The organism is Paractinoplanes ferrugineus (assembly GCF_016862195.1).
GTDB lineage: Bacteria > Actinomycetota > Actinomycetes > Mycobacteriales > Micromonosporaceae > Actinoplanes > Actinoplanes ferrugineus.
This window is the reverse complement of sequence record NZ_BOMM01000011.1, coordinates 53,105-71,267: the sequence shown is the minus strand read 5'-3', so window position 1 is coordinate 71,267 and position 18,163 is coordinate 53,105. Positions and strand designations below refer to the sequence as shown.

Annotated in this window: 18 protein-coding genes and 1 tRNA gene; 4 read left to right on the top strand and 15 right to left on the bottom strand. The window is 70.0% G+C overall.

What is annotated here, in order from left to right; all coding sequences use genetic code 11:
* Window positions 1-81 precede the first annotated feature (81 nt).
* Window positions 82-154 (bottom strand) — tRNA-Ala (locus Afe05nite_RS07830).
* Between the two features lie 54 nt (window positions 155-208).
* Window positions 209-766, bottom strand: a complete 558-nt coding sequence (locus Afe05nite_RS07825) for a YqgE/AlgH family protein (RefSeq protein ID WP_203816314.1) — start codon at window positions 764-766, stop codon at window positions 209-211.
* A 107-nt stretch (window positions 767-873) separates the two neighbouring features.
* Between Afe05nite_RS07825 and Afe05nite_RS07820 the strand changes: the two genes are divergently transcribed.
* The 3 genes from Afe05nite_RS07820 to Afe05nite_RS07810 are packed head-to-tail and all read left to right on the top strand — an operon-like array spanning window position 874 to window position 4,205.
* Window positions 874-1,671, top strand: coding sequence for an S-methyl-5'-thioadenosine phosphorylase (locus Afe05nite_RS07820; RefSeq protein ID WP_203816313.1), 798 nt, complete (start codon window positions 874-876; stop codon window positions 1,669-1,671).
* A gap of 45 nt (window positions 1,672-1,716) precedes the next feature.
* Window positions 1,717-3,039, top strand: a complete 1,323-nt coding sequence (mptB, locus tag Afe05nite_RS07815) for a polyprenol phosphomannose-dependent alpha 1,6 mannosyltransferase MptB (protein ID WP_203816312.1) — start codon at window positions 1,717-1,719, stop codon at window positions 3,037-3,039.
* Window positions 3,036-4,205 (top strand): glycosyltransferase 87 family protein, encoded by a 1,170-nt coding sequence (locus Afe05nite_RS07810; RefSeq protein ID WP_203816311.1) that lies wholly within the window; start codon window positions 3,036-3,038, stop codon window positions 4,203-4,205. Before mptB ends, Afe05nite_RS07810 begins: the two co-directional genes overlap by 4 nt.
* Here Afe05nite_RS07810 and Afe05nite_RS07805 read toward each other — a convergent pair.
* The 4 genes from Afe05nite_RS07805 to Afe05nite_RS07790 form a co-directional block, all read right to left on the bottom strand.
* Complete coding sequence (locus Afe05nite_RS07805; protein ID WP_203816310.1) at window positions 4,174-6,189, bottom strand: sensor histidine kinase; 2,016 nt, start codon at window positions 6,187-6,189, stop codon at window positions 4,174-4,176. The genes Afe05nite_RS07810 and Afe05nite_RS07805 overlap by 32 nt on opposite strands.
* 37 nt (window positions 6,190-6,226) lie before the next feature.
* Complete coding sequence (locus tag Afe05nite_RS07800) at window positions 6,227-6,685, bottom strand: response regulator (protein ID WP_203816309.1); 459 nt, start codon at window positions 6,683-6,685, stop codon at window positions 6,227-6,229.
* Window positions 6,682-7,068, bottom strand: coding sequence for a response regulator (locus Afe05nite_RS07795; RefSeq protein ID WP_203816308.1), 387 nt, complete (start codon window positions 7,066-7,068; stop codon window positions 6,682-6,684). The genes Afe05nite_RS07800 and Afe05nite_RS07795 overlap by 4 nt, the downstream gene beginning before the upstream one ends.
* A 90-nt stretch (window positions 7,069-7,158) precedes the next feature.
* Entirely contained in the window at window positions 7,159-7,812 is a 654-nt protein-coding gene (locus Afe05nite_RS07790) for a GntR family transcriptional regulator (RefSeq protein ID WP_203816307.1), read from the bottom strand.
* A 26-nt stretch (window positions 7,813-7,838) separates the two neighbouring features.
* Between Afe05nite_RS07790 and Afe05nite_RS07785 the strand changes: the two genes are divergently transcribed.
* Window positions 7,839-9,131, top strand: coding sequence for an outer membrane protein assembly factor BamB family protein (locus Afe05nite_RS07785; RefSeq protein ID WP_203816306.1), 1,293 nt, complete (start codon window positions 7,839-7,841; stop codon window positions 9,129-9,131).
* Between the two features lies 1 nt (window position 9,132).
* On the opposite strand, the gene Afe05nite_RS07780 is transcribed toward Afe05nite_RS07785, so the two are convergent.
* From Afe05nite_RS07780 to Afe05nite_RS07740, 9 genes are all read right to left on the bottom strand, one after another.
* On the bottom strand, window positions 9,133-9,705 hold the full coding sequence (locus tag Afe05nite_RS07780) for a type 4a pilus biogenesis protein PilO (protein ID WP_203816305.1): 573 nt from the start codon (window positions 9,703-9,705) through the stop codon (window positions 9,133-9,135).
* Window positions 9,705-10,391 (bottom strand): PilN domain-containing protein, encoded by a 687-nt coding sequence (locus Afe05nite_RS07775; RefSeq protein WP_203816304.1) that lies wholly within the window; start codon window positions 10,389-10,391, stop codon window positions 9,705-9,707. Before Afe05nite_RS07775 ends, Afe05nite_RS07780 begins: the two co-directional genes overlap by 1 nt.
* On the bottom strand, window positions 10,391-11,416 hold the full coding sequence (gene pilM, locus Afe05nite_RS07770) for a type IV pilus assembly protein PilM (protein WP_203816303.1): 1,026 nt from the start codon (window positions 11,414-11,416) through the stop codon (window positions 10,391-10,393). The genes Afe05nite_RS07775 and pilM overlap by 1 nt, the downstream gene beginning before the upstream one ends.
* A gap of 19 nt (window positions 11,417-11,435) precedes the next feature.
* A complete protein-coding gene (locus Afe05nite_RS07765) occupies window positions 11,436-12,224 on the bottom strand; it encodes a prepilin peptidase (RefSeq protein WP_203816302.1) in 789 nt (262 codons plus the stop codon).
* Window positions 12,225-12,291: 67 nt separating this feature from the next.
* Window positions 12,292-12,771, bottom strand: a complete 480-nt coding sequence (locus tag Afe05nite_RS07760; RefSeq protein ID WP_203816301.1) for a type II secretion system protein — start codon at window positions 12,769-12,771, stop codon at window positions 12,292-12,294.
* 88 nt (window positions 12,772-12,859) lie between these two features.
* Window positions 12,860-14,092 (bottom strand): type II secretion system F family protein, encoded by a 1,233-nt coding sequence (locus Afe05nite_RS07755; RefSeq protein WP_203816300.1) that lies wholly within the window; start codon window positions 14,090-14,092, stop codon window positions 12,860-12,862.
* A 4-nt stretch (window positions 14,093-14,096) separates the two neighbouring features.
* On the bottom strand, window positions 14,097-15,218 hold the full coding sequence (locus Afe05nite_RS07750; protein WP_203816299.1) for a type IV pilus twitching motility protein PilT: 1,122 nt from the start codon (window positions 15,216-15,218) through the stop codon (window positions 14,097-14,099).
* A gap of 131 nt (window positions 15,219-15,349) precedes the next feature.
* Window positions 15,350-17,017 (bottom strand): GspE/PulE family protein, encoded by a 1,668-nt coding sequence (locus Afe05nite_RS07745; protein ID WP_203816298.1) that lies wholly within the window; start codon window positions 17,015-17,017, stop codon window positions 15,350-15,352.
* Window positions 17,018-17,080: 63 nt separating this feature from the next.
* Complete coding sequence (locus Afe05nite_RS07740) at window positions 17,081-18,103, bottom strand: GlxA family transcriptional regulator (protein ID WP_203816297.1); 1,023 nt, start codon at window positions 18,101-18,103, stop codon at window positions 17,081-17,083.
* Between the last annotated feature and the right edge of the window lie 60 nt (window positions 18,104-18,163).

Below are 18,163 nucleotides of genomic sequence, written 5' to 3'. Positions count from 1 at the left end.
CAGGGGGCTCGGCCCCCTGAGTAGAAATAACGAGGCGACCTGGTTCGCGCTTTCCGCGAACACAGGCCGCCCATCGCCTCGTGGAGCTGAGGGGACTCGAACCCCTGACCCCCACACTGCCAGTGTGGTGCGCTACCAGCTGCGCCACAGCCCCTTGCCGTCCCCGGGTGTCCCGGGCACGGAGGAAATACTACACACTCTCGGCGGCTCAGTTCAGGAGGGGGTCGGGCGGGAAGTGGGCCACCGCGGCCAGGATGTCGCCCTGGCGGCGCAGGACCATGCCCCAGAGGTCGTCGGGGCGGCTCATGAACGGGTCGCCGGGGAGGGCGTCGAACAGGAACCAGGAGCCGCCCGCGATCTCCTCCTCGAGCTGGCCCGCTGACCAGCCGGAGTAGCCCGCGAAGACGCGGATGCCGGCCACGCTCTCGCGGATGCGGTCGGGGTCGGCGGAGAGGTCGACCGTGCCGAGGGCGCCGGACACCTGGTGGAAGCCGGTGATCCGTTTTTTCACCTCGGGGCGGGTGCGGGCCAGGCAGATCGCCGACTCGGGCTGGACCGGGCCGCCCTCGAAGAGGACGGCGGGCTCGCCGGCCAGCTCGCCCCAGTTGCCGAGGACGTCGGCGACCGGCACCTCGGTGGCCCGGTTGAGCACCACGCCGAGGGCGCCGCCGGCTTCGTGGGCGACCAGCAGCACCACGGTGCGGTCGAAGTTCGGATCTTTGAGGGTGGGGGTGGCCACCAGCAGCCGGCCGGTCATGGACTCCATCGACCGGCCTCCGATCCGCTGACCCTCGCTATGCACGAGCCACCCACCGCGCCTCTGCCATGCCCAGCACATTAGCCCGAGATCCGGGGCACGGATAAGGTCTGCCCATGAACGCTGCGGCCGAGATCGGTGTCATCGGCGGGTCCGGGCTGTACGCCCTCCTGGAAGACGCCGAAGAGTTCGACGTGTCCACGCCCTACGGTCCACCCTCCGACCCGATCACGGTGGCTCAGGTGGGGGACCGAAGGGTCGCGTTCCTGCCGCGCCACGGGCGCGATCATCGGTTCCCGCCGCACAAAATCCCCTACCGGGCGAATCTTTGGGCGCTTCGCGCCTTGGGAGTACGCCAGATCGTCGCCCCGTGCGCGGTCGGCGGGCTGCGGCCGGAGCTGGGGCCGGGCACGTTCGTGGTGCCGGATCAGTTGATCGATCGGACGAGCGGGCGGGTGCAGACGTTCTACGACGAGGGGGCGGTGCACGTCTCGTTCGCCGATCCGTACTGCCCGGTGGGGCGGTCGGTGCTGCTCGAGGCGGCGCGGGCGGTCGCTCCGGTCGACGGCGGGACGATGGTGGTGGTCGAGGGGCCGCGCTTCTCCACCCGGGCCGAGTCGCGCTGGTTCACCTCGATCGGCGGGACGATCGTCAACATGACCGGCCACCCGGAAGCGGTGCTGGCTCGTGAGCTGGGCCTCTGCTACACCCCGATCGCGCTTGTCACCGACCTCGACGCGGGGGTGGAGGGCGAGCACGGGGTGACCCAGGAAGAGGTGTTCGGGGTGTTCGGGGAGAACACGGAACGGCTCCGGGGCGTACTCCTGGAGGCGGTGACCAAGTTGCCGGCCGCCAGAGAGTGTCCGTGCGTGACCGCTCTCGATGGCATCAAGCTTCCCTTCGCCCTGCCGTAAGGAGGAGGTCCACGGCTCGACACCGGCTATTGAAATGGTGCAGCCGTGCTCAGAGATCACACGTCCGCGCGCGCGGTCGGGTTCGCCGGTTCCGCCCTGATCGCCGCGGGTGGGCTCGGCGCGGGGGCGTTGCCGATCGGCAGCTCCGGCGAACACGCGCGGCTTGGCCTGGTGTCCGTCTATACCGGACTGCTGCTGCTCGTGCTCGGCTGGTGGTGGTACGGCCGGGTGGCGCGCGAGGAGTCGCACTGGGGCACCCTCGCGCTGTGGGCCGCGCCGCTGCTGGTGGCGCCGCCGATGTTCAGTCGGGACGTCTACAGCTACCTCGCCCAGGGCCTGATGATCGACTCGGGGATGGACGTCTACCGGCACGGTCCGGCGTTGCTCGGCGGTCTGGTGGCCGATCAGGTGCCGGCCATCTGGCAGCACACCCCGAGCCCGTACGGCCCGGTGTTTCTGCTTGTCGCCCACGCGGTCGCCGGTCTGCTCAGCGCTCACCTGATCTTCGGGATCGTCGCGATGCGGCTGGTCGCGATCGCCGGGCTGGTGATGCTGGCGTTCTCGCTGCGGGTGCTGGCCGGCCCGGCCGGGGTGAGTGTGCCCGGCGCGACCTGGCTGGCCCTGCTGAACCCGCTGGTGCTGATCCACCTGGTCGCGGGGGCGCACAACGACGCGCTGATGGTCGGCCTGCTGGCGGCCGGACTGGCCGCGACGGTGCGGCACCGGCCGGTCCTCGGCACCCTGCTGGTGGTGGCGGCCGGCCTGGTCAAGTGGCCGGCCGCGCTGGGCCTGGTGGCGGTGGCGGCCATCTGGGCCGACCGGTGGGCCTGGCCGAAGGTGGCGGCGATCGCCGGAGTCTCCACCGCGGCGATCACCGCGGTCGCCGGCACCGGTTATGGCTGGATCGGTGCGCTCGCCACCCCGGTCAGCGCCGGGAACTGGTCGCTGACCGGCCTGCTGGGGCGGTGCACGAGCGGACTTCTGGGCACTGATCTGGCCACCGAGGTGTGGCGGTGGGCGGGCCTGCTGGCCATGGTCGTGGTGGCGGGGATGGTGTGGAGCTGTCGCGCGCGGCTCGGGCCGGTCTACTGCCTCGGGATCGTGCTGACGGCGGTGGTGCTGTTCGGGCCGGCGATCCGACCCTGGTACGTCGTCTGGGGCCTGGTGCTGCTGGCCGCGGTGGCGGCCAATCACCACGTGCGGCGCGCCCTGGCCGCCTTCTGCGCGGTGCTGGTGCTGGTGGTGCTGCCCGACGGGTTCGCCGCCGACGGCGAGCGGGTGCTGCTCGCGGTGCTGGGTGGCCTGATCGGGGTGGCGATGTTCCTCGTCGTACGCCTCGTGGTGACGCCCGCGCGAGTCCTGCGATGACCAACCGGGCCCGAAACGTCGTCGTGGTTCTGCTGGCGGCCGTGGCTGTGGCCGCCTTCCTGGTCACGATCCCGACGTTCCGCCACTTCTTCGATCTCGGCGTCTATCGGGGGGCGGTTCGCTACTGGCTCCTGGACGGCGGTGACCTCTACGAATACCGCTATCAGGGCACCGCCTACGGCTTCACCTATCCACCGTTCGCGGCCCTGGCGATGAGCCCGCTCGCGATCACGTCGTGGCCGGTGGCGGTCGCGGCCGGGGTGACGCTGAACGCGGCCGCCGTGCTCCTGCTGATCCGCTGGTATTTCGTGCCGATCCTGCAGGCCCGCGGCTGGCCGATCTGGACCCCTTGCGCCCTGTTGTTCCTGGGGTTCCTGGTGTTCGAGCCGTCCCGCGACACCTTCAGCTTCGGCCAGGTGAACCTGTTGCTGCTGGTGCTGGTCTGCGGCGACCTGCGCAACAAGCGGTTCGCGGGCGTCGGCATCGGCCTGGCCGCGGCGATCAAGCTGACCCCGGTGATCTTCATCGGCTACCTGATCCTGGCCCGGCGCTACCGGGCCGCCGCCACCGCCGCGGTCACCGCCGCCGCCGCGACGTTGCTGGCCCTGCTGGCCGCCCCGGACGCGTCCAGAACGTTCTGGACCGACGCGGTGTGGGACACCGGCCGGATCGGCGAGCTCTCCTACGTCTCCAACCAGTCGCTGCGGGGCGTGGTGGCGCGGCTCGACGTGCCGGTGACGTGGTGGCCGGCCGGGGTGGCGCTCGTCGTCGCGTACTGGTGCTGGTGGGTTCGCACCCGCCGCCCCGACGACGTCGCCGGTTTCGCGGTGACCGGCGTGCTCGCCTGCCTGATCAGCCCGGTCACCTGGGTGCACCACCTGGTGTGGCTCATCCCGGCGCTGTTCCTGCTGTTCGGCGCGAGCATCGGCGACCGGCGCCGGCTGGCCGTGCTGGGGGTGGGCCTGGTCCTGATGAGCAGCAGCATCGTGTGGCTCTGGTGGGCGCACCCGCATGGCTGGGCCGCCTTTCCCGGCAGCAACACCTATGTCTGGCTGAGCCTTGCCCTGCTGCTCATGCTCACCCGCGAGGTGCGAACACCGACGTGGGAGTCCCGGGTGGCGGCCGCCGAGGTGCTCAGCCGCGTCCGCCGAGCAGGGGCAGCGTGAACGTCATCCGGGAGCCGCCGCCGTCGTGGCCGGCCGCGGCGATGGTGCCGCCGTGGCGCTCCACGATCCGTTTGCAGATGGCCAGGCCCAGGCCGGTGCCGGGGAAACCGGCCTCGGCGTGCGCGCGATGGAAGTTCTGGAAGATCGCGTCGTACTGGCCGGCCGGGATGCCGATGCCGTTGTCGTCGATGTTCACCCGTACGAAGCCGTCGCCCGCCGGTTCGCAGGACACCGCGATCCGTGGCGCCACCCCGGGTGCCGTGTATTTGATGGCGTTGCCGATGATGTTCTCCAGCAGTTGCCGGGTGAGCACCGGGTCGGCGTCGACCACTGCCAGGTCGTCGATCTCGAAGCGGGGCATCGGCGCGGACAGGCCGGCGGCCTGGTCGAGTCGCGCGGTGGCGATGTCGCGCACCATCTCGTCGAGGTCGACCGCGACCGGGGACAGGCTCGCGTCCCGTGCCGTGGTGTAGGCCAGCAACCCGTTGATCATGCTGCGCATCCGGATCGCCGCCCGCTGGATCCGGGCCACGCTCTCGCCCTGCCGGCCGCCGAGATCGCCGGCCAGCAACTCCGACCATCCCTCGATGGTGGTGAGCGGGTTGAGCAGGTCGTGCGCGACGACGCCGGCGAACGAGGCGAGCTCGTCGCGGTGCCGGCGGTCGGCGGTCACGTCATGGAAGACGATCACGGCCTGCCGGCGGCCGTCGGCCGCGGTCACCTGGGAGCCGCTGACCTGCACGATCCGGCCCTCGGGCAGGGCCGGGTTGCGGACCAGCAGATCGACCGGCTCCTGGTAGCGGCCCGCGAAGATCTGCTCGTAGACGGCCTCGTCGTTGGCCAGCGGCGAGCCGTCCGGATGGAACAGGCCGTAGAACCGGTTGTCGCCGATCACGCCGTCCGGGCTGGCCACGCCGAGCAGCCGGGTGGCGGCCGGGTTGCGCACCAGCAGGCGCCCGTCCTCGTCGATGACGCCGAGGCCCTCGGCCATCGAGTCGATGATCGCGGTCATCGTGCGGGCCTGCTCGACGGCCGCCCGCTCGGACTGGCGCAGCTGCTCGACCAGGGCTTCCCGCTCGTCGCGGCCGAGCGCCAGGGCCAGGCCGGTGACCGCCACCATGCCGACGAACACCTGGGCCACCAGGGCGCGGACCCAGTCGGACTGGATCTCGCCGAACGGGCCGGTGCCGTGCAGCGTGAACAGCACGGCGGCGGTGCCGAACGCGAGGTCGTGCAGGATCACGAAGCTGGTGCGCATCCGCAGGCCGGCCCAGATGGTCACGCCGATCAGCGTGAACGCCAGCGAGGCGCCGTCGAACAGGCCGAAGACGGTGCCGTACGAGCCGATCGAGACGCCCAGGAGCGTGCACAGCTCGATCCGTCGGGCCGGGCCGAGCCGGGTCCACACGCTCGGGCCGATGCGGTTGCGGCGGGTCTGCCAGAGCCAGGCGATCCGCCGCATGCCGATCCCGACGAGCAGGATGCTCACCGTGTTGCGGGCCAGCCAGACCAGTGCCGACTCGTACGAGTAATGCCCGGTGATCAGCCACATGCCGGAGGTGCCGAGGGCCGCGCCGGCCACCGTGCTGATCGACGCGACCGCGATGAACCGCCACAGCTCGGAGAGCCGGGTCAGCGGTGGACCACCGGAGACCCAGAGGTCGGGCAGCCAGCGGTCGAAGAGCCACACGAAGACGATGCCCTGCACCAGGTTGGCCAGGACGAACACGACAGCCGTGCGGGCGGGCGCCCCGGTGGCCATGTTGACCGCGACCGTGACGGCGGTCAGCGCGACCCCGTCGGTCCACCGCCACCGGGAGCGCCGCTGGGCGCTGAACCAGACCGCGAGCACGCCGGCCGCCGGCCAGACCATGCTCAGGTTGTTCGCGTCCATGACGGTCAGCCGCCCGGCCACCGTGGCAAGCACATAGAGCACGGTGAAGCCGAGCGTGCGCCGCAGCGACCGGCTCCACGTGTCTGTCATGTATGCCCTTTCGGCAACTCGGGCGACCGGTGAAGCGTCAGGACCGGCCGGACGCCAGGAGCAGCCAGTTCACCCGGCGCAGCATCTCCACCTGGGTGAACGGTTTGGGCAGGTAGTCGTCGGCGCCGATCGCGAAACTGCGGTCGACGTCGGCCGGCCGGTTGTTACCGCTGATCATCAGCACCGGGATCTGCACCGTCTCCGGCCGCGCGTGCAGCTCGTAGCAGACGCTGAGCCCGTCGAGCTGCGGCATGTTCACGTCCAGGATGATCATGCGCGGCCGGTTCTCCACCGCCAGGTTCAGTGCCGAACGGCCGTTGTCGGCGCTCAACGTGCGGAAACCGGCCACCTGGAGCTTGAAGGCGATGACGTCGCGAACGTCGTCGTCATCGTCGGCGATCAGGATCGTCGAGGCCGGCGGCGGCGCGATCGGCCCGGAGGTGAGCGCGCGGGTGAACTCGTCGACGTCCGGTTCGGTGAAGACGGCAGTAGTCATCGGGTTGTCCCTTTCAACGAGATCAGGTCGGCCAGCTCGGCGACGAGACGTCGCGGAGACAACGGTTTCTGCAGATAGCGGTCCGCGCCGGCACCCAGGCCCGCGTCCACGTCGTAGGAGTGCGCGTTGCCCGAGATCATCAGGATCGCGGTGTCCCGGATCTCCGGGTTACGGCGGGCGAGCTGGCACAGCTCCATGCCGTTGAGGGCCGGCATCCGTACGTCGGTGATCAGCCCGACCGGCTTGGCGACGGTGAGGATGCGAGCCGCGGTGTTGCCGTCCTTGGCCGCGACCGTCCGGTAACCGGCCGCCTCAAGCGTGAAGGCCAGCAGTTCGCGCGTGTCGCCGTCGTCCTCGGCGATGAGGATCAGGTTGTGGTTCATCGGGGCTCCTTCCCGGGGCTGACAGCGAGTTGATCGTCAGCAACGGGTGAGCCATGAACGAGAATTCGGTTGCATCCAGGGAGCGGCCGCTCACTGGTCCTCGAAGAGCTCCTCTTCGACCCGGGAGCGGTAGTCGACGTAGATCTGCCGGTAGCGGGCGAGAGCGCCCCTGGCGTCACCGGCCTCGAGCAGCTCGACGATCGCGTCGTGGCCGTCGATCCAGACGTTCCACAGGCCGCTCTCGGCGGTCATCGCGAGGATCCGCATGGTGCGCGCGACCACCAGATCCACCATGGACTGCAACTCGCGGTTGCCGCTGGCGAGAATCACGATGGTGCTGAAGTCGGCGCCGGCCGCGCTGGCCGCGAGCACGTTGCCGGCGTGCAACGCCTCGACGAACTCCTTCTGCCGCTGCCGCATGAGGTCGATGTGGGTGTCGGTGAGGTTGTCGACGCCCCATTCGAAGCCGGCGCAGGCCAACACACTCATCACGTCGATCAGCTCGAGCGCGTTCTTCTGCGTCACCCGGGTGACGTGCCTGGTCCGGTTGGGGGCGATGTCGATCAGGCCCTCGACGGAGAGCTGGGCGATCGCCTCGCGGACCGGCGTGATGCTGACGCCGAGCCGGGACGCGAGCTCGGCATCCTTGATCAACGTGCCCGGTGGCAGCTCGCCGGTGACGATCTCGTTGCGAAGCTGCCGGACCACGGCCGCGGTGCGGGTCGGTGGGACCGCATAAGACATACGGGCAGAGTACTCACGGTGACCAGATGCCGACGCATGCACTCGCCGGGCATGCTGAACCCATGGCGGCCGGCGCACCCCTCATCGATCTGGATCGACCGGCCCCGGCGCCGGATCCCGAGTCGGCCCGGGTCCGTACGCGCCCGGTGCTGCTGCTCCTGGCCCTGGTCGCGGTTCTGGTCACGGTGGGTGGCGCGGCACCGGCCCGGTCCGGGCTGACGCCCGTCCTGGCGGTGGACGAGCCGGTCACCTCGGCCAAGCTGGGTGCCGGGTCGCTCTTCCTCGCCACCCCGGCCGAGGTACGCCGCTACGAGCTGCCCGCCGGAACCCGGGGCTGGACCCGGGACTTCGGTCAGGACGTGCAGAACCTCTGGGTGGACGACGCGGCCGGGGTGGTGCTGGTGCTGACCAGGGCCGCCGGCTTCCGGCTGACCGCGTTGGACGCCACCGCCGGCCGTGAGCTGTGGACCCGACCGGCCGACGACACCCTGGTCATCACGCTGTCCCGCGGCGGCCTGCTCACCCAGAGCGGGTTCGGCGAGGTGGCCCGCCTGGCTCTGTCGGATTCCCGATCCGGCCGCGAGATCTGGAGCCGCGAGGTCGACCCGGCCGGCTTCCTCGGCCCGGACGACATGTCCGAGGGGCGCTCCTCGATGATCGTCGCGGTCGGCGCCACCGGCTCGGTGGTGGTGCTGTCGTACGCCGACGGGGCCGTGCTGGCCGGCGGTGATCTGGGGCTGACCTTCGATCCGCGGCTCGACCGCTCACTGATCGCCGACTCGGCCGCGGTCAGCGTGGTCGGCGACCGGCTCTACCTGTCCCGGCGGCAGCGCGGGCAGGTGTCGCTGACGGCGTACTCGGTCCGGCCGCTGGTCCCGCTGTGGCGTTCGGCGGGCGGCCCGACCGGCCGGGTCTCCGACTGCGGTCCGGTGCTGTGCGTGACCGACACCCGGTGGGTGACCGGGGTCGACCCGGACGGCGGCCGGGTGCGCTGGGAGCAGCCGGCCTGGGGCGCCGCCTACCGCTTCGACGGCCGGCGGCTGTTCGCCTACGACAACCAGGAGAACGCCCAGACCGCGCTGCTCGACGCGGCCACCGGCCGGGTGCTGCACCCGCTCGGGCGCAGCCGCCGGCTCGGTGACCTGATCCTGCGGGGCGCCGGCCGCCGGACCTTCGTGTCGGTGTCCGACCCGGTCACCGGCGACCTGCGGATCGCGGGCGCGATGGACGACGCGGCCTGGTTCCGCTGCCAGGCCGGCCGCGGTTACCTGGTCTGCCCGACCTCGCGCGGCGAGACCGGCGTCTGGCGGATCTCCTGACTCAGGTCGAGGTGGCCACGCAGCCGGTGCTCTGCCGGCAGAAGGCGCTCAGCACGAGGTTGGCGGTCGCCGTCTTGTCCTCGTTGATCTGCAGGTTGACCGAGGTGATGAGCACCGCCCGGCTCTGCGTGACCTGTAGCCGCTGCAGCGCCTTGGTGATGCCTTCGGCGGTGCCGGTGATGGTCATCGTGATCGGTACCGCATAGACGGTGCCGGCCCCCTTGATCGTCTGCGGGATGCTGATCCCGACCGAGTTGACGTCGACCTTGACCGCAGACTCCGAGGTCTGCAGGGCACGCAGGTAGGCCGTGATGTCGTACTTCTCGGGAAGCGCCGCCTTCAGGGTGTCCCGCTCGGCGGTGTAGGTCTGGATGTTCTTCGCCTTGTCCTGCAGGTCGGCGAGCTCCCGCCGGAGCTGGACGAGGCGGATGTCCTGGTCGCCGGCCTGGCCCTCGAGGTCGGCCTTCTCGGTGTAGATCGGTTTGATCGCGAGCAGGAAGGTGGCCGCGACGATCACCACGATCGCGATGAGGCCGCCCAGCAGCCACAGCCGGTTGTTCTGGCGCGCACCCATCATTTGCCCCCGCAGGTCTTGGCACTGAACCGGCCGCACTCGTACTTGGTGGAGATCTCGGCGGTCAGGGTGAAGGTCCAGATCCCGCTCTGTCCCGCCGCCGAGGTGAGGTAGACGTTCTGCACCCCGTCCACGCCGGCCAGCGCGTCGACGATGTCCGCGGTGGTCGCCTTGTCCTTGGCGACACCGGAGATCTGCAGCGTGCCGACCGCGTCGGCGGAGATACCGTTCCCGCCCTCCGGCAGCGACGCGACGATCGAGGCGAGGGTTCCGTTCTTCTTCTCGGCGGCGCTGCGCACGGCGTCGATCAGCGTGTACAACGGCAGGTCCTTGGCCAGGGCGGTCTTGAGGTTGCCCTTGATCTCGTCCCGTTCGGTGATCACCGTGGTCACGTTCTTGTACTTCTCGTCGTTGCGCATCGTGTCGCGGATCCCGTCGGCCTGCTTGGTCACCGAGGCGAGGTCCGAGGCGGCCAGGTCACGCTGACTGTCGGCGAGCAGGTACCACCCGCCCATCACGGCGGCGACCAGCACCACCGCGCCGATCAGCAGGAACCGGGTGCGGCGGGCGTTGCGGCCGGCGAGGATCTCCGGCGGCAACAGGTTGGCCCGGATCGGCAGGATCCGCACCGCGTGCTCGGGGGAGACGGCGGGGTCGAGGGGCAGCAAAGCGGTACTGGTGCTCATCAGGCTGCCGCTCCCAAGGTCAGGCCGATCGACACGGCGGCCGACGGCACGAAACTGTCGAAGCCGTTCTCCCGGCCCTTACGCGTGTCGCGCAGCCGGCTGGCGCTGTCGGCGTACATCACGGTGATGCCCAGCTGCTGCTGGAGGTGCTCGGCCAGACCGGGCATGAGTGCGCTACCGCCGCAGAGCGCGAGCCGGGTGACCTGCTTCTGCCGCTCGCCGGAGGCGAGGTAGGTGAACGAGCTGCGCAGCTCGCTGGCGATCGGGCGAACCGCCTCGCCGGCCGCCTCGACGGTGACCGGGTTGCCGTCGCCGTGCAGGCCGAAGCGGCACTTGACCATCTCGGCCTCCTGCGCCGAGATGCCGAGCCGGGTGGCCATCGCGGCGGTGATCTCGTGGCCGCCGCGCGGCACGGTCCGCACGATCAGCGGCTCACCGTCGGCGTGCACGACCACGCTTGTCACCTCGGCGCCGATGTCGACGATCGCCTCGACCTGGGTGTCCAGCCGGGAGGCGGCCCGCAGCAGGGCGAACGAGGCCAGGTCGACGCCCTTGACGGTGAGGCCGGCCTTCTGCGCGGCGTCGACCGCGGCCAGCACGGCGTCCTTCGGGGTGGCGATGAGCAGGCCGCGCACGGTCGGGTTGCTGCCCGGCTCCTCGAGCGGGTAGAAGTCCAGCACCGCCTTCTCGACCGCGAGCGGGAGCGCGTCCTTGACCTGGAACGGCAGGGCCTGGCGCAACTCCTTGGCGGGCAGGTTGGCGACCGACATCTCGCGCACCACCAACTGCGGGTTGGTCACCCCGATGACGACGTGTTTGGTGCCGAACTTGTGGGTGGTCCAGAGCTGCTTGATCGCCCCGGTGACCGCGACCGGGTCCTGGATGACGCCGCCCGTCACGGTGCCCGGTGCGAGGGCGACCTGGCCGAACGCGGCCAGGGTGTAGCCCTCCTTGGTCCGGCGGACCTCCACGGCACGGATCGTGGACGAGCCGATGTCGAGCCCGATCGGTATGGCGCCGGCCATGGGGTTCCCTTCGAGGTGCTCAGGCGGTGGGGAGGATGAGGTTCGTGTACCAGTCCGCGATCGGCGCGGCCGCGAAGACGGCCAGGAAGGCGCCGGCGAGCATGTACGGGCCGAACGGGATGCGGCTTTTGCGGGTGGCCACCTTGGCCGCCATCAGCAGAACCCCGGCCACGCCGCCGATCAGGAAGCCGGCGAACGCGCCGACGACCACCGAGCTCCAGCCGAGCCAGCCGAGGTAGAGGCCGAGCAGCGGGGCCAACTTCACGTCACCGCCGCCCATGCCCTTGGGCAGGACGGCGAGGATCCAGTAGCCGGCGTAGAGCAGGGCGGCCGCGATCAGGCCCCGGACGGCCGCGGCCCAGCTGTGTTCGGCGAGCACGGCGGGCAGCAGCAGGAGCGGGGCCACCGCGTACGACGGCAGCACGATCTTGTCGGGGAGGCGCATCAGGTCGATGTCGATCGCGGCGAGCGCGATCGAGACGGCGGCCAGGTACAGGTAGGCCGGCAGTTCCCAGGACCAGCCGAACTTGGCGGCGACCGCGCCGAACAGCACCGCGGTGCCGGCCTCGACCAGGGGATAGCGAACGCTGATCGGAGCCGCGCAGTCGGCGCACCGGCCCCGCAACATCAGCCAGCCGAGCACCGGGACGTTGTGCCGGTTCCGGATCGCGCCGCCGCAGTGCGGGCAGTGCGATCCGGGCCGCACCAGCGACTCGTCCCGGGGCACCCGGTAGATCACCACGTTCAGGAACGAACCGACCGCGAGGCCGAGCAGCCCGGTGACGCCGAGGAGGAACACCTGCGGCATGTCCGGTCCTCCTCGGCCTCGGCGGTGGGCCGGCCGGTGCCGCGCTGGCGGCCCCGGCCGGGGTGGATCAGGAGCAGGTGGTGGCGCTCAGCGTGCCGCTGGCGGCCTTGACCGAGCCACCGGTGGAGCTGTCGTACTTGTACCATTTGCCGCTACCGCCGGAGTTGGTGGCGCAGATCAGGTAGCTGTTGGCCGACGAGACGACGGCGAGCTGCGTCTTGTCCGACAGGGTGATCTTCTGGGTCGAGTCGACACCGAGGGAGGTCTGCAGGGTGATCGAGTCGTTGCCGGCCTGGCCGTCGTTGGTCTTGGTGACGGTCTTCGGGTACGCGTTGCCGTTCTCGGTGTAGAACTGCTCGACCGCGCTGACGGCGCCACGCACGTCGGACTGGGCCGACTTGTCGGCCGCGCCCTTGCGGTAGTTCAGGTAGACCGGCACGGCGATCGCGACGAGCACGCCGATGATGACCACGACGACCAGGAGCTCGATGAGGGTGAAGCCCTCGTCGCCCTTCTTCGAGCGCAGCCGGTTGATGATGTCGGTCATGTGGGGGTGCCTCTCTGGCTTGAATAGGTGCGGTGAAGGGTCGTGCTGGATGTCCGCAGAATCGGTCGTTGTCGGCCGTACTTGAGGTTCAGTTGCTCTGGATGTTCTGGTAGATCGTGAACATCGGGAGGTACAGGCAGACCACCATTCCGCCGACCACCGCACCCATCACCAGGACCATGATCGGTTCGATGGAGGCGGTCAGTGAGTCGGCCGCGCTGTCGACCTCCCTGTCGTAGAAGTCGGCGATCTTGTCGAGCATCTGACTGATTTGACCGCTTTCTTCCCCGACCTCGACCATCTGCGTGACCATGTCGGGGAAAATCTTGTGGTGCCGCATCGCGGACGACATGGGCTGTCCGTCCCGGACGGCGTTCTGCACGTCCTTGAGCGCCACGTTGATGACCTCGTTGCCGGTCGTCTCGCCGACCACGGCGAGCGCCTGCATCACCGGCACGCCGACGTTGAGCAGCAGGCCGAGGTTGCGGGAGAACCGGCTCATGGCGAGCTTCTGGAACAGCGAACCGAAGACCGGTGCCCGGACCTTGATCTTGTCCACGGTGTAGCGGAAGCTCTGGCTCGTGCGCGTCTGGTGCTTGTAGCCGACCGAGCAGCTGACGAACACCGCGATGACCAGCGGGCCGATCCACCACATGTTGTGACTGGCGTCGACCAGGAACTGGGTGATCGCCGGCAGTTCGCCGCCGAGGCTCTTGAACATCGCCTCGAAGATCGGAACGATGAAGATCAGCACGCCGGCGATGAGTACGAACGTGAAGGCCAGCACGATCGCCGGATAGGTGAGCGCGCTCTTGATCTTGCCGCGTAGCGCGCTGTCCTTCTCCAGGCTGTCCGCGATCTGCTCGAGAGCGCGGTCGATCATACCGCCGGTCTCACCGGCCCGGATCATCGCGATCATCAGGCGGGGGAAGACCTTCTCGTGCTTGGCCATCGAGGTCGACAGCGAGACGCCGCCGGACACGTCGCCGCGCACCTCGCCGAGCGCCTTCTTGAGCGGAAGCGACGAGGTCTGCTCCTCCATGATCGCCAGGGAGCGCAGCAGCGACATGCCGGACGCGGTCATCGTCGCGAACTGCCGCGAGAAGATCGCCAGATCCTTGAGCTTCGTCCGGCCGCCGAGGCCGGGGATCCGCAGATCCTTGTTGAGGCCCTGGCCGGCCTCGGTGACCTCGAGCGGCACCTCGCCGCGCTGCCGCAGCGTGTGGGTGGCGGCGGCCTCGTTGGGCGCCTCGACAGTGCCCTTGGCCTTGCGGCCGGACGCGTCGATCGCGCTGTAGTGGAACGTCTTGGTCACGGGCATGGCATCACATCCGGCCGATGAGTCGCTTGAGTTCCTCCTGCGAGTGGCAGAGCTCCAGGGCGACCTGCAGGGTCACCACGCCCTCCCGCACCTTCTCGGCCAGATGCTGGTCGAACGCGAGCATGCCCTCGCTGCCACCGGCCTGCATGAACGAGGGGATCTGGTGCGACTTCCCCTCGCGGATCAGGGCTCGGATGGCCGGGGTCGCGGTCAGGATCTCGGCGATCACCGCGCGGCCCTTGCCGTCCGCCTTGGGGGCCAGGGCCTGGGTGACCACGCCCTGCAGGGACGCCGCCAGCTGAGCCCGGATCTGCAGCTGCTGATGCGGCGGGAAGATGTCGATGACGCGGTCGATGGTCTGCGTGGCGCTCTGCGTGTGCAGGGTGGCCAGCACCAGGTGACCGGTCTCGGCCGCGGTCAGCGCGGTCGCCGTCGTCTCCAGGTCGCGCAGCTCGCCGACCAGGATGATGTCCGGGTCCTGCCGCAGCGCGTGCTTGAGCGCGCTCGAGAAGTCCTCGGTGTCCGAGCCCACCTCGCGCTGGTTGACCACGCTGCGTTTGTGCGGGTGGAGGAACTCGATGGGGTCCTCGATGGTGATGATGTGGTTGGCGCGGCTGCGGTTGGCGAGGTCGAGGATCGAGGCGAGCGTCGTGGTCTTGCCGGAGCCGGTGGGGCCGGTGACCAGCACCAGGCCACGGGGCAGGTGGGCGAAGCGGGCCACCGTCTCGGGCATGCCCAGCTCGTCCAGCGGCTTGATCTCGTGCGGGATGGCCCGGAAGACCGCGCCGCACGAGTTGCGCTGCACGTAGAGGTTGCCGCGGAACCGGGAGACGCCCACGATGCTGTGCGCGAAGTCGAGCTCCTGCTTGGCCTGGAAGGTCTGCCACTGCTCGACGGTGATCGCGGCGCGGGCCAGCAGGGCGGTGTCCGACGAGTTGAGGTTGCCGTACCCGGGCAGCGGGCGCAGCGAGCCGTGCACCCGGATCATCGGCGGGGTGCCGACGGTCAGGTGCAGGTCGGAGCCCTTCGACTCGACCAGGGTGACGAGCATCTGGTTGAGCACGGCGAGATCACCCGATGCGGGGGCGGGCGGCGCTTTGGCGGCCGTCTGCTGCGGCGTAACCATTTGGTCGGTCGTGTACATCGCACCGGCAATCTGTCTCGCGGAACGTTCGTGCTTCTAAATTCGGCACCGCTACCTGCCTCTTTAGGAGGCATTTCGGCGGAATCGGGTGAAGTGCTCCAAGCGTCGGTAAGCTAGATCGCCACCCGGGACACCTCACGGATCGAGGTCAGGCCGCCCGCCGCCTTGGCCAACCCGTCCGACCGCAGGTCGTACATCCCCTGGTCGAGGGCCACCTCGCGGATCTCGTTGGAGGAGGCGCGCCGGATCGTCAGCGACTCGATCTCCGGCGAGATCGGCATCACCTCGTGGATCGCGAGCCGGCCCCGGTAGCCGGTGTTGGCGCAGTTCCGGCAGCCCACCGGGCGGTAGAGCGCCTCCGGCACGACCAGGTCCTCGAACGGCCAGTGGGCGCCCACCAGTTCCGCCTCGGACGGTTGGTAGGCCTCCTTGCACCAGTCGCAGAGCCGCCGGGAGAGTCGCTGGGCGAGCACGCAGTCGAGCGACGAGCCGACCAGGAACGGCTCGATGCCCATCTCGGTGAGGCGGGTGACCGCGCCGGGCGCGTCGTTGGTGTGCAGCGTGGAGAGCACGAGGTGGCCGGTCAGCGACGCCTCCACCGCGATCTGCGCGGTGTGGCTGTCCCGGATCTCACCGATCAGCACCACGTCCGGGTCGGAACGCAGGATGGCCGGCAGCACGGCCGCGAAGGTCAGCCCGGCCTTGACGTTCACCTGGACCTGGTTGACCCCGCGCAGGCGATATTCGACCGGGTCCTCGACCGTGATCACGTTGATCTCCGGCTTGGAGATCCGGCCCAGCGTGGCGTAGAGCGTGGTCGACTTGCCGGACCCGGTCGGACCGGTGACCAGCACCATGCCGTGCGGTTTGGAGAACGCCCCGGCGAACCGGTCGAGGTTGTGCTTGGTGAAACCCAGTTTCCCCATGTCGAGGTCGATGCCGCCGGTGTCGAGCACCCGTAGGACGATCTTCTCGCCCCAGACCGTGGGCAGCGTGGCGGTACGCAGGTCGACCGTCCGGTCGCGGATCAGCGCGGTGATGCGGCCGTTCTGCGGCACCCGCTTCTCGGTGATGTCGACGCCCGACATGATCTTGATGCGGGAGATGAGTGCGGCCATCACCCCGCGCGGGATCACGTCCACCTCGTGCAGCACGCCGTCGATCCGGTACCGCACCCGCATGTCGTCCTCGCCCGGCTCCAGATGCAGGTCGGAGGCGCGGTTGACGACCGCTTGCTCGATCAGGTTGTTGACGTACCGGACGATCGGCGCGTCGTCCGAGGCGGCCGCCTGGGCGGCCATCCCGGCCTGATCCGAATCCTCGTCGTCGGCGATGTCGGCGAGATCGCTCGACTCGCGCTGGAGCCGCTCGATGATCCGGCGGACCTCGGAGCGGGCCACCACCACGGGCCGCAGGTTCATGCCGGTGGCGGCGCGCACGTCGTCGAGGGCCACCACGTCGCCCGGGTCGGTGACGCCGACGACCAGTTCGCCGTCGGACATCGACAGGCCGAGCACGCGGTGCCGCAGCACGACCGAGAGCGGGATGCGCTTGAGCGCCTGGGGGTCGGGGGTGTAGCCGTTCAGGTCGAGCGTGTTGATGCCGAACGCCTGGGCCGCGGCCGCGGTCAGCTGCTCCTCGGTGACGACGTTGTCGTTGATCAGGACGGCGCGCACCGAGCGGCCACTGCGCTGCGCTTCCTCCGCGGCCGAGTCGACGGCGCGCGAATCGACACCGATCTGCTTCAGTGCGTCGAGCAGCGGGCGGAACGTCTGGTCCATTACATCCTCAGGGAGACAAATCGGTCTTGTCTCTCACATCGGATGTCGGGGCGTATTACTGAGTCACAGTGACGCGGATTGCATCGGGCGGAACGTCTTGCGGTACGTGCTCGGGGCCACCCCGATCGTCGACTGCATGTGTTGACGCAGCGCTGTGCCGCTCCCCAGCCCGGAGCGGCGGGCCACCGTCTCGACTCCCAGATCGGTCGACTCCAGCAGCAGCTGAGCATGGGCGACCCGCTGCCGCAGCAGCCACTGACGCGGGCTCATCCCGGTCTCGTCGCGGAACCGCCGGGTGAACGTGCGCACGCTCACCCGCGCGTGCGCCGCCATCTCCTCCAGGCTGACCGGCTCGGCCAGCCGGTCGAGCGCCCAGTTCCGGGTCGGCTCGGTGCTGAGGCCGACGCTGTGCGGCACCGGGCGTTCGATGTACTGCGCCTGGCCACCCTGCCGGAACGGCGGCACCACGCAGCGCCGGGCGGCCCGGTTGGCCGCCTCGGCGCCGTGGTCGTTGCGCACGATGTGCAGGCAGAGGTCGACGCCGGCGCCCACCCCGGCCGAGGTGAGGATGTCGCCGTCGTCGACGAACAGGACGTCGAAGTTCCACCGGACCCGCGGATAGAGCGGGGCGATCCGGCCGGCCCAGGCCCAGTGGGTGGCGGCCGGACGGCCGTCGAGCAGCCCGGCGGCGGCCAGCACCGAGGCGCCGGTGCAGATCGAGACGATCCGGGCGCCGCGCTCGTGGGCGGCCCGCAGTGCGTCCTTGACGTCCGGGTCCAGCGAGCCGTCGGTCACCGGGCCACCCCGGCCGATCCCCGGAACGATCACGGTGTCGGCGCGGGCCAACTCGTCGAGGCCGTGATCGGGCACCACGGTGAAGCCGCCGGTGCTGCGGGTCGGGCCGGTGCCGCAGACACGCACCCGGTAGAGGCGCTCGAGGTCGGCGCGGCGGGCGGCGTTGAAGACCTGCGGCGGGGTGCCGAGGTCGAAGCTGACCACACCGTCGAGGACGAGCTCAGCGATCAGGTGGCGGCGGTCGGGCCGGTCCGGGGCGGATCCGGCCGTCTCCGTCGGGTAGTGGCTCATGGCCCAATTCTTGCGCATGATGGCCTTCCGGCCACTCGCCCGAACGGTCGTCGGCCAGCA

What these genes read in the sequence shown, in the direction of transcription:
- Afe05nite_RS07825 (WP_203816314.1), bottom strand. Translation starts at nt 766, where the DNA reads ATGGAGTCCATGACCGGCCGGCTGCTGGTGGCCACCCCCACCCTCAAA.
- Afe05nite_RS07820 (WP_203816313.1), top strand. Translation starts at nt 874, where the DNA reads ATGAACGCTGCGGCCGAGATCGGTGTCATCGGCGGGTCCGGGCTGTAC.
- Afe05nite_RS07810 (WP_203816311.1), top strand. Translation starts at nt 3,036, where the DNA reads ATGACCAACCGGGCCCGAAACGTCGTCGTGGTTCTGCTGGCGGCCGTG.
- Afe05nite_RS07805 (WP_203816310.1), bottom strand. Translation starts at nt 6,189, where the DNA reads ATGACAGACACGTGGAGCCGGTCGCTGCGGCGCACGCTCGGCTTCACC.
- Afe05nite_RS07800 (WP_203816309.1), bottom strand. Translation starts at nt 6,685, where the DNA reads ATGACTACTGCCGTCTTCACCGAACCGGACGTCGACGAGTTCACCCGC.
- Afe05nite_RS07795 (WP_203816308.1), bottom strand. Translation starts at nt 7,068, where the DNA reads ATGAACCACAACCTGATCCTCATCGCCGAGGACGACGGCGACACGCGC.
- Afe05nite_RS07790 (WP_203816307.1), bottom strand. Translation starts at nt 7,812, where the DNA reads ATGTCTTATGCGGTCCCACCGACCCGCACCGCGGCCGTGGTCCGGCAG.
- Afe05nite_RS07785 (WP_203816306.1), top strand. Translation starts at nt 7,839, where the DNA reads ATGCCGACGCATGCACTCGCCGGGCATGCTGAACCCATGGCGGCCGGC.
- Afe05nite_RS07780 (WP_203816305.1), bottom strand. Translation starts at nt 9,705, where the DNA reads ATGGGTGCGCGCCAGAACAACCGGCTGTGGCTGCTGGGCGGCCTCATC.
- Afe05nite_RS07775 (WP_203816304.1), bottom strand. Translation starts at nt 10,391, where the DNA reads ATGAGCACCAGTACCGCTTTGCTGCCCCTCGACCCCGCCGTCTCCCCC.
- pilM (WP_203816303.1), bottom strand. Translation starts at nt 11,416, where the DNA reads ATGGCCGGCGCCATACCGATCGGGCTCGACATCGGCTCGTCCACGATC.
- Afe05nite_RS07765 (WP_203816302.1), bottom strand. Translation starts at nt 12,224, where the DNA reads ATGCCGCAGGTGTTCCTCCTCGGCGTCACCGGGCTGCTCGGCCTCGCG.
- Afe05nite_RS07760 (WP_203816301.1), bottom strand. Translation starts at nt 12,771, where the DNA reads ATGACCGACATCATCAACCGGCTGCGCTCGAAGAAGGGCGACGAGGGC.
- Afe05nite_RS07755 (WP_203816300.1), bottom strand. Translation starts at nt 14,092, where the DNA reads ATGCCCGTGACCAAGACGTTCCACTACAGCGCGATCGACGCGTCCGGC.
- Afe05nite_RS07750 (WP_203816299.1), bottom strand. Translation starts at nt 15,218, where the DNA reads ATGGTTACGCCGCAGCAGACGGCCGCCAAAGCGCCGCCCGCCCCCGCA.
- Afe05nite_RS07745 (WP_203816298.1), bottom strand. Translation starts at nt 17,017, where the DNA reads ATGGACCAGACGTTCCGCCCGCTGCTCGACGCACTGAAGCAGATCGGT.
- Afe05nite_RS07740 (WP_203816297.1), bottom strand. Translation starts at nt 18,103, where the DNA reads ATGAGCCACTACCCGACGGAGACGGCCGGATCCGCCCCGGACCGGCCC.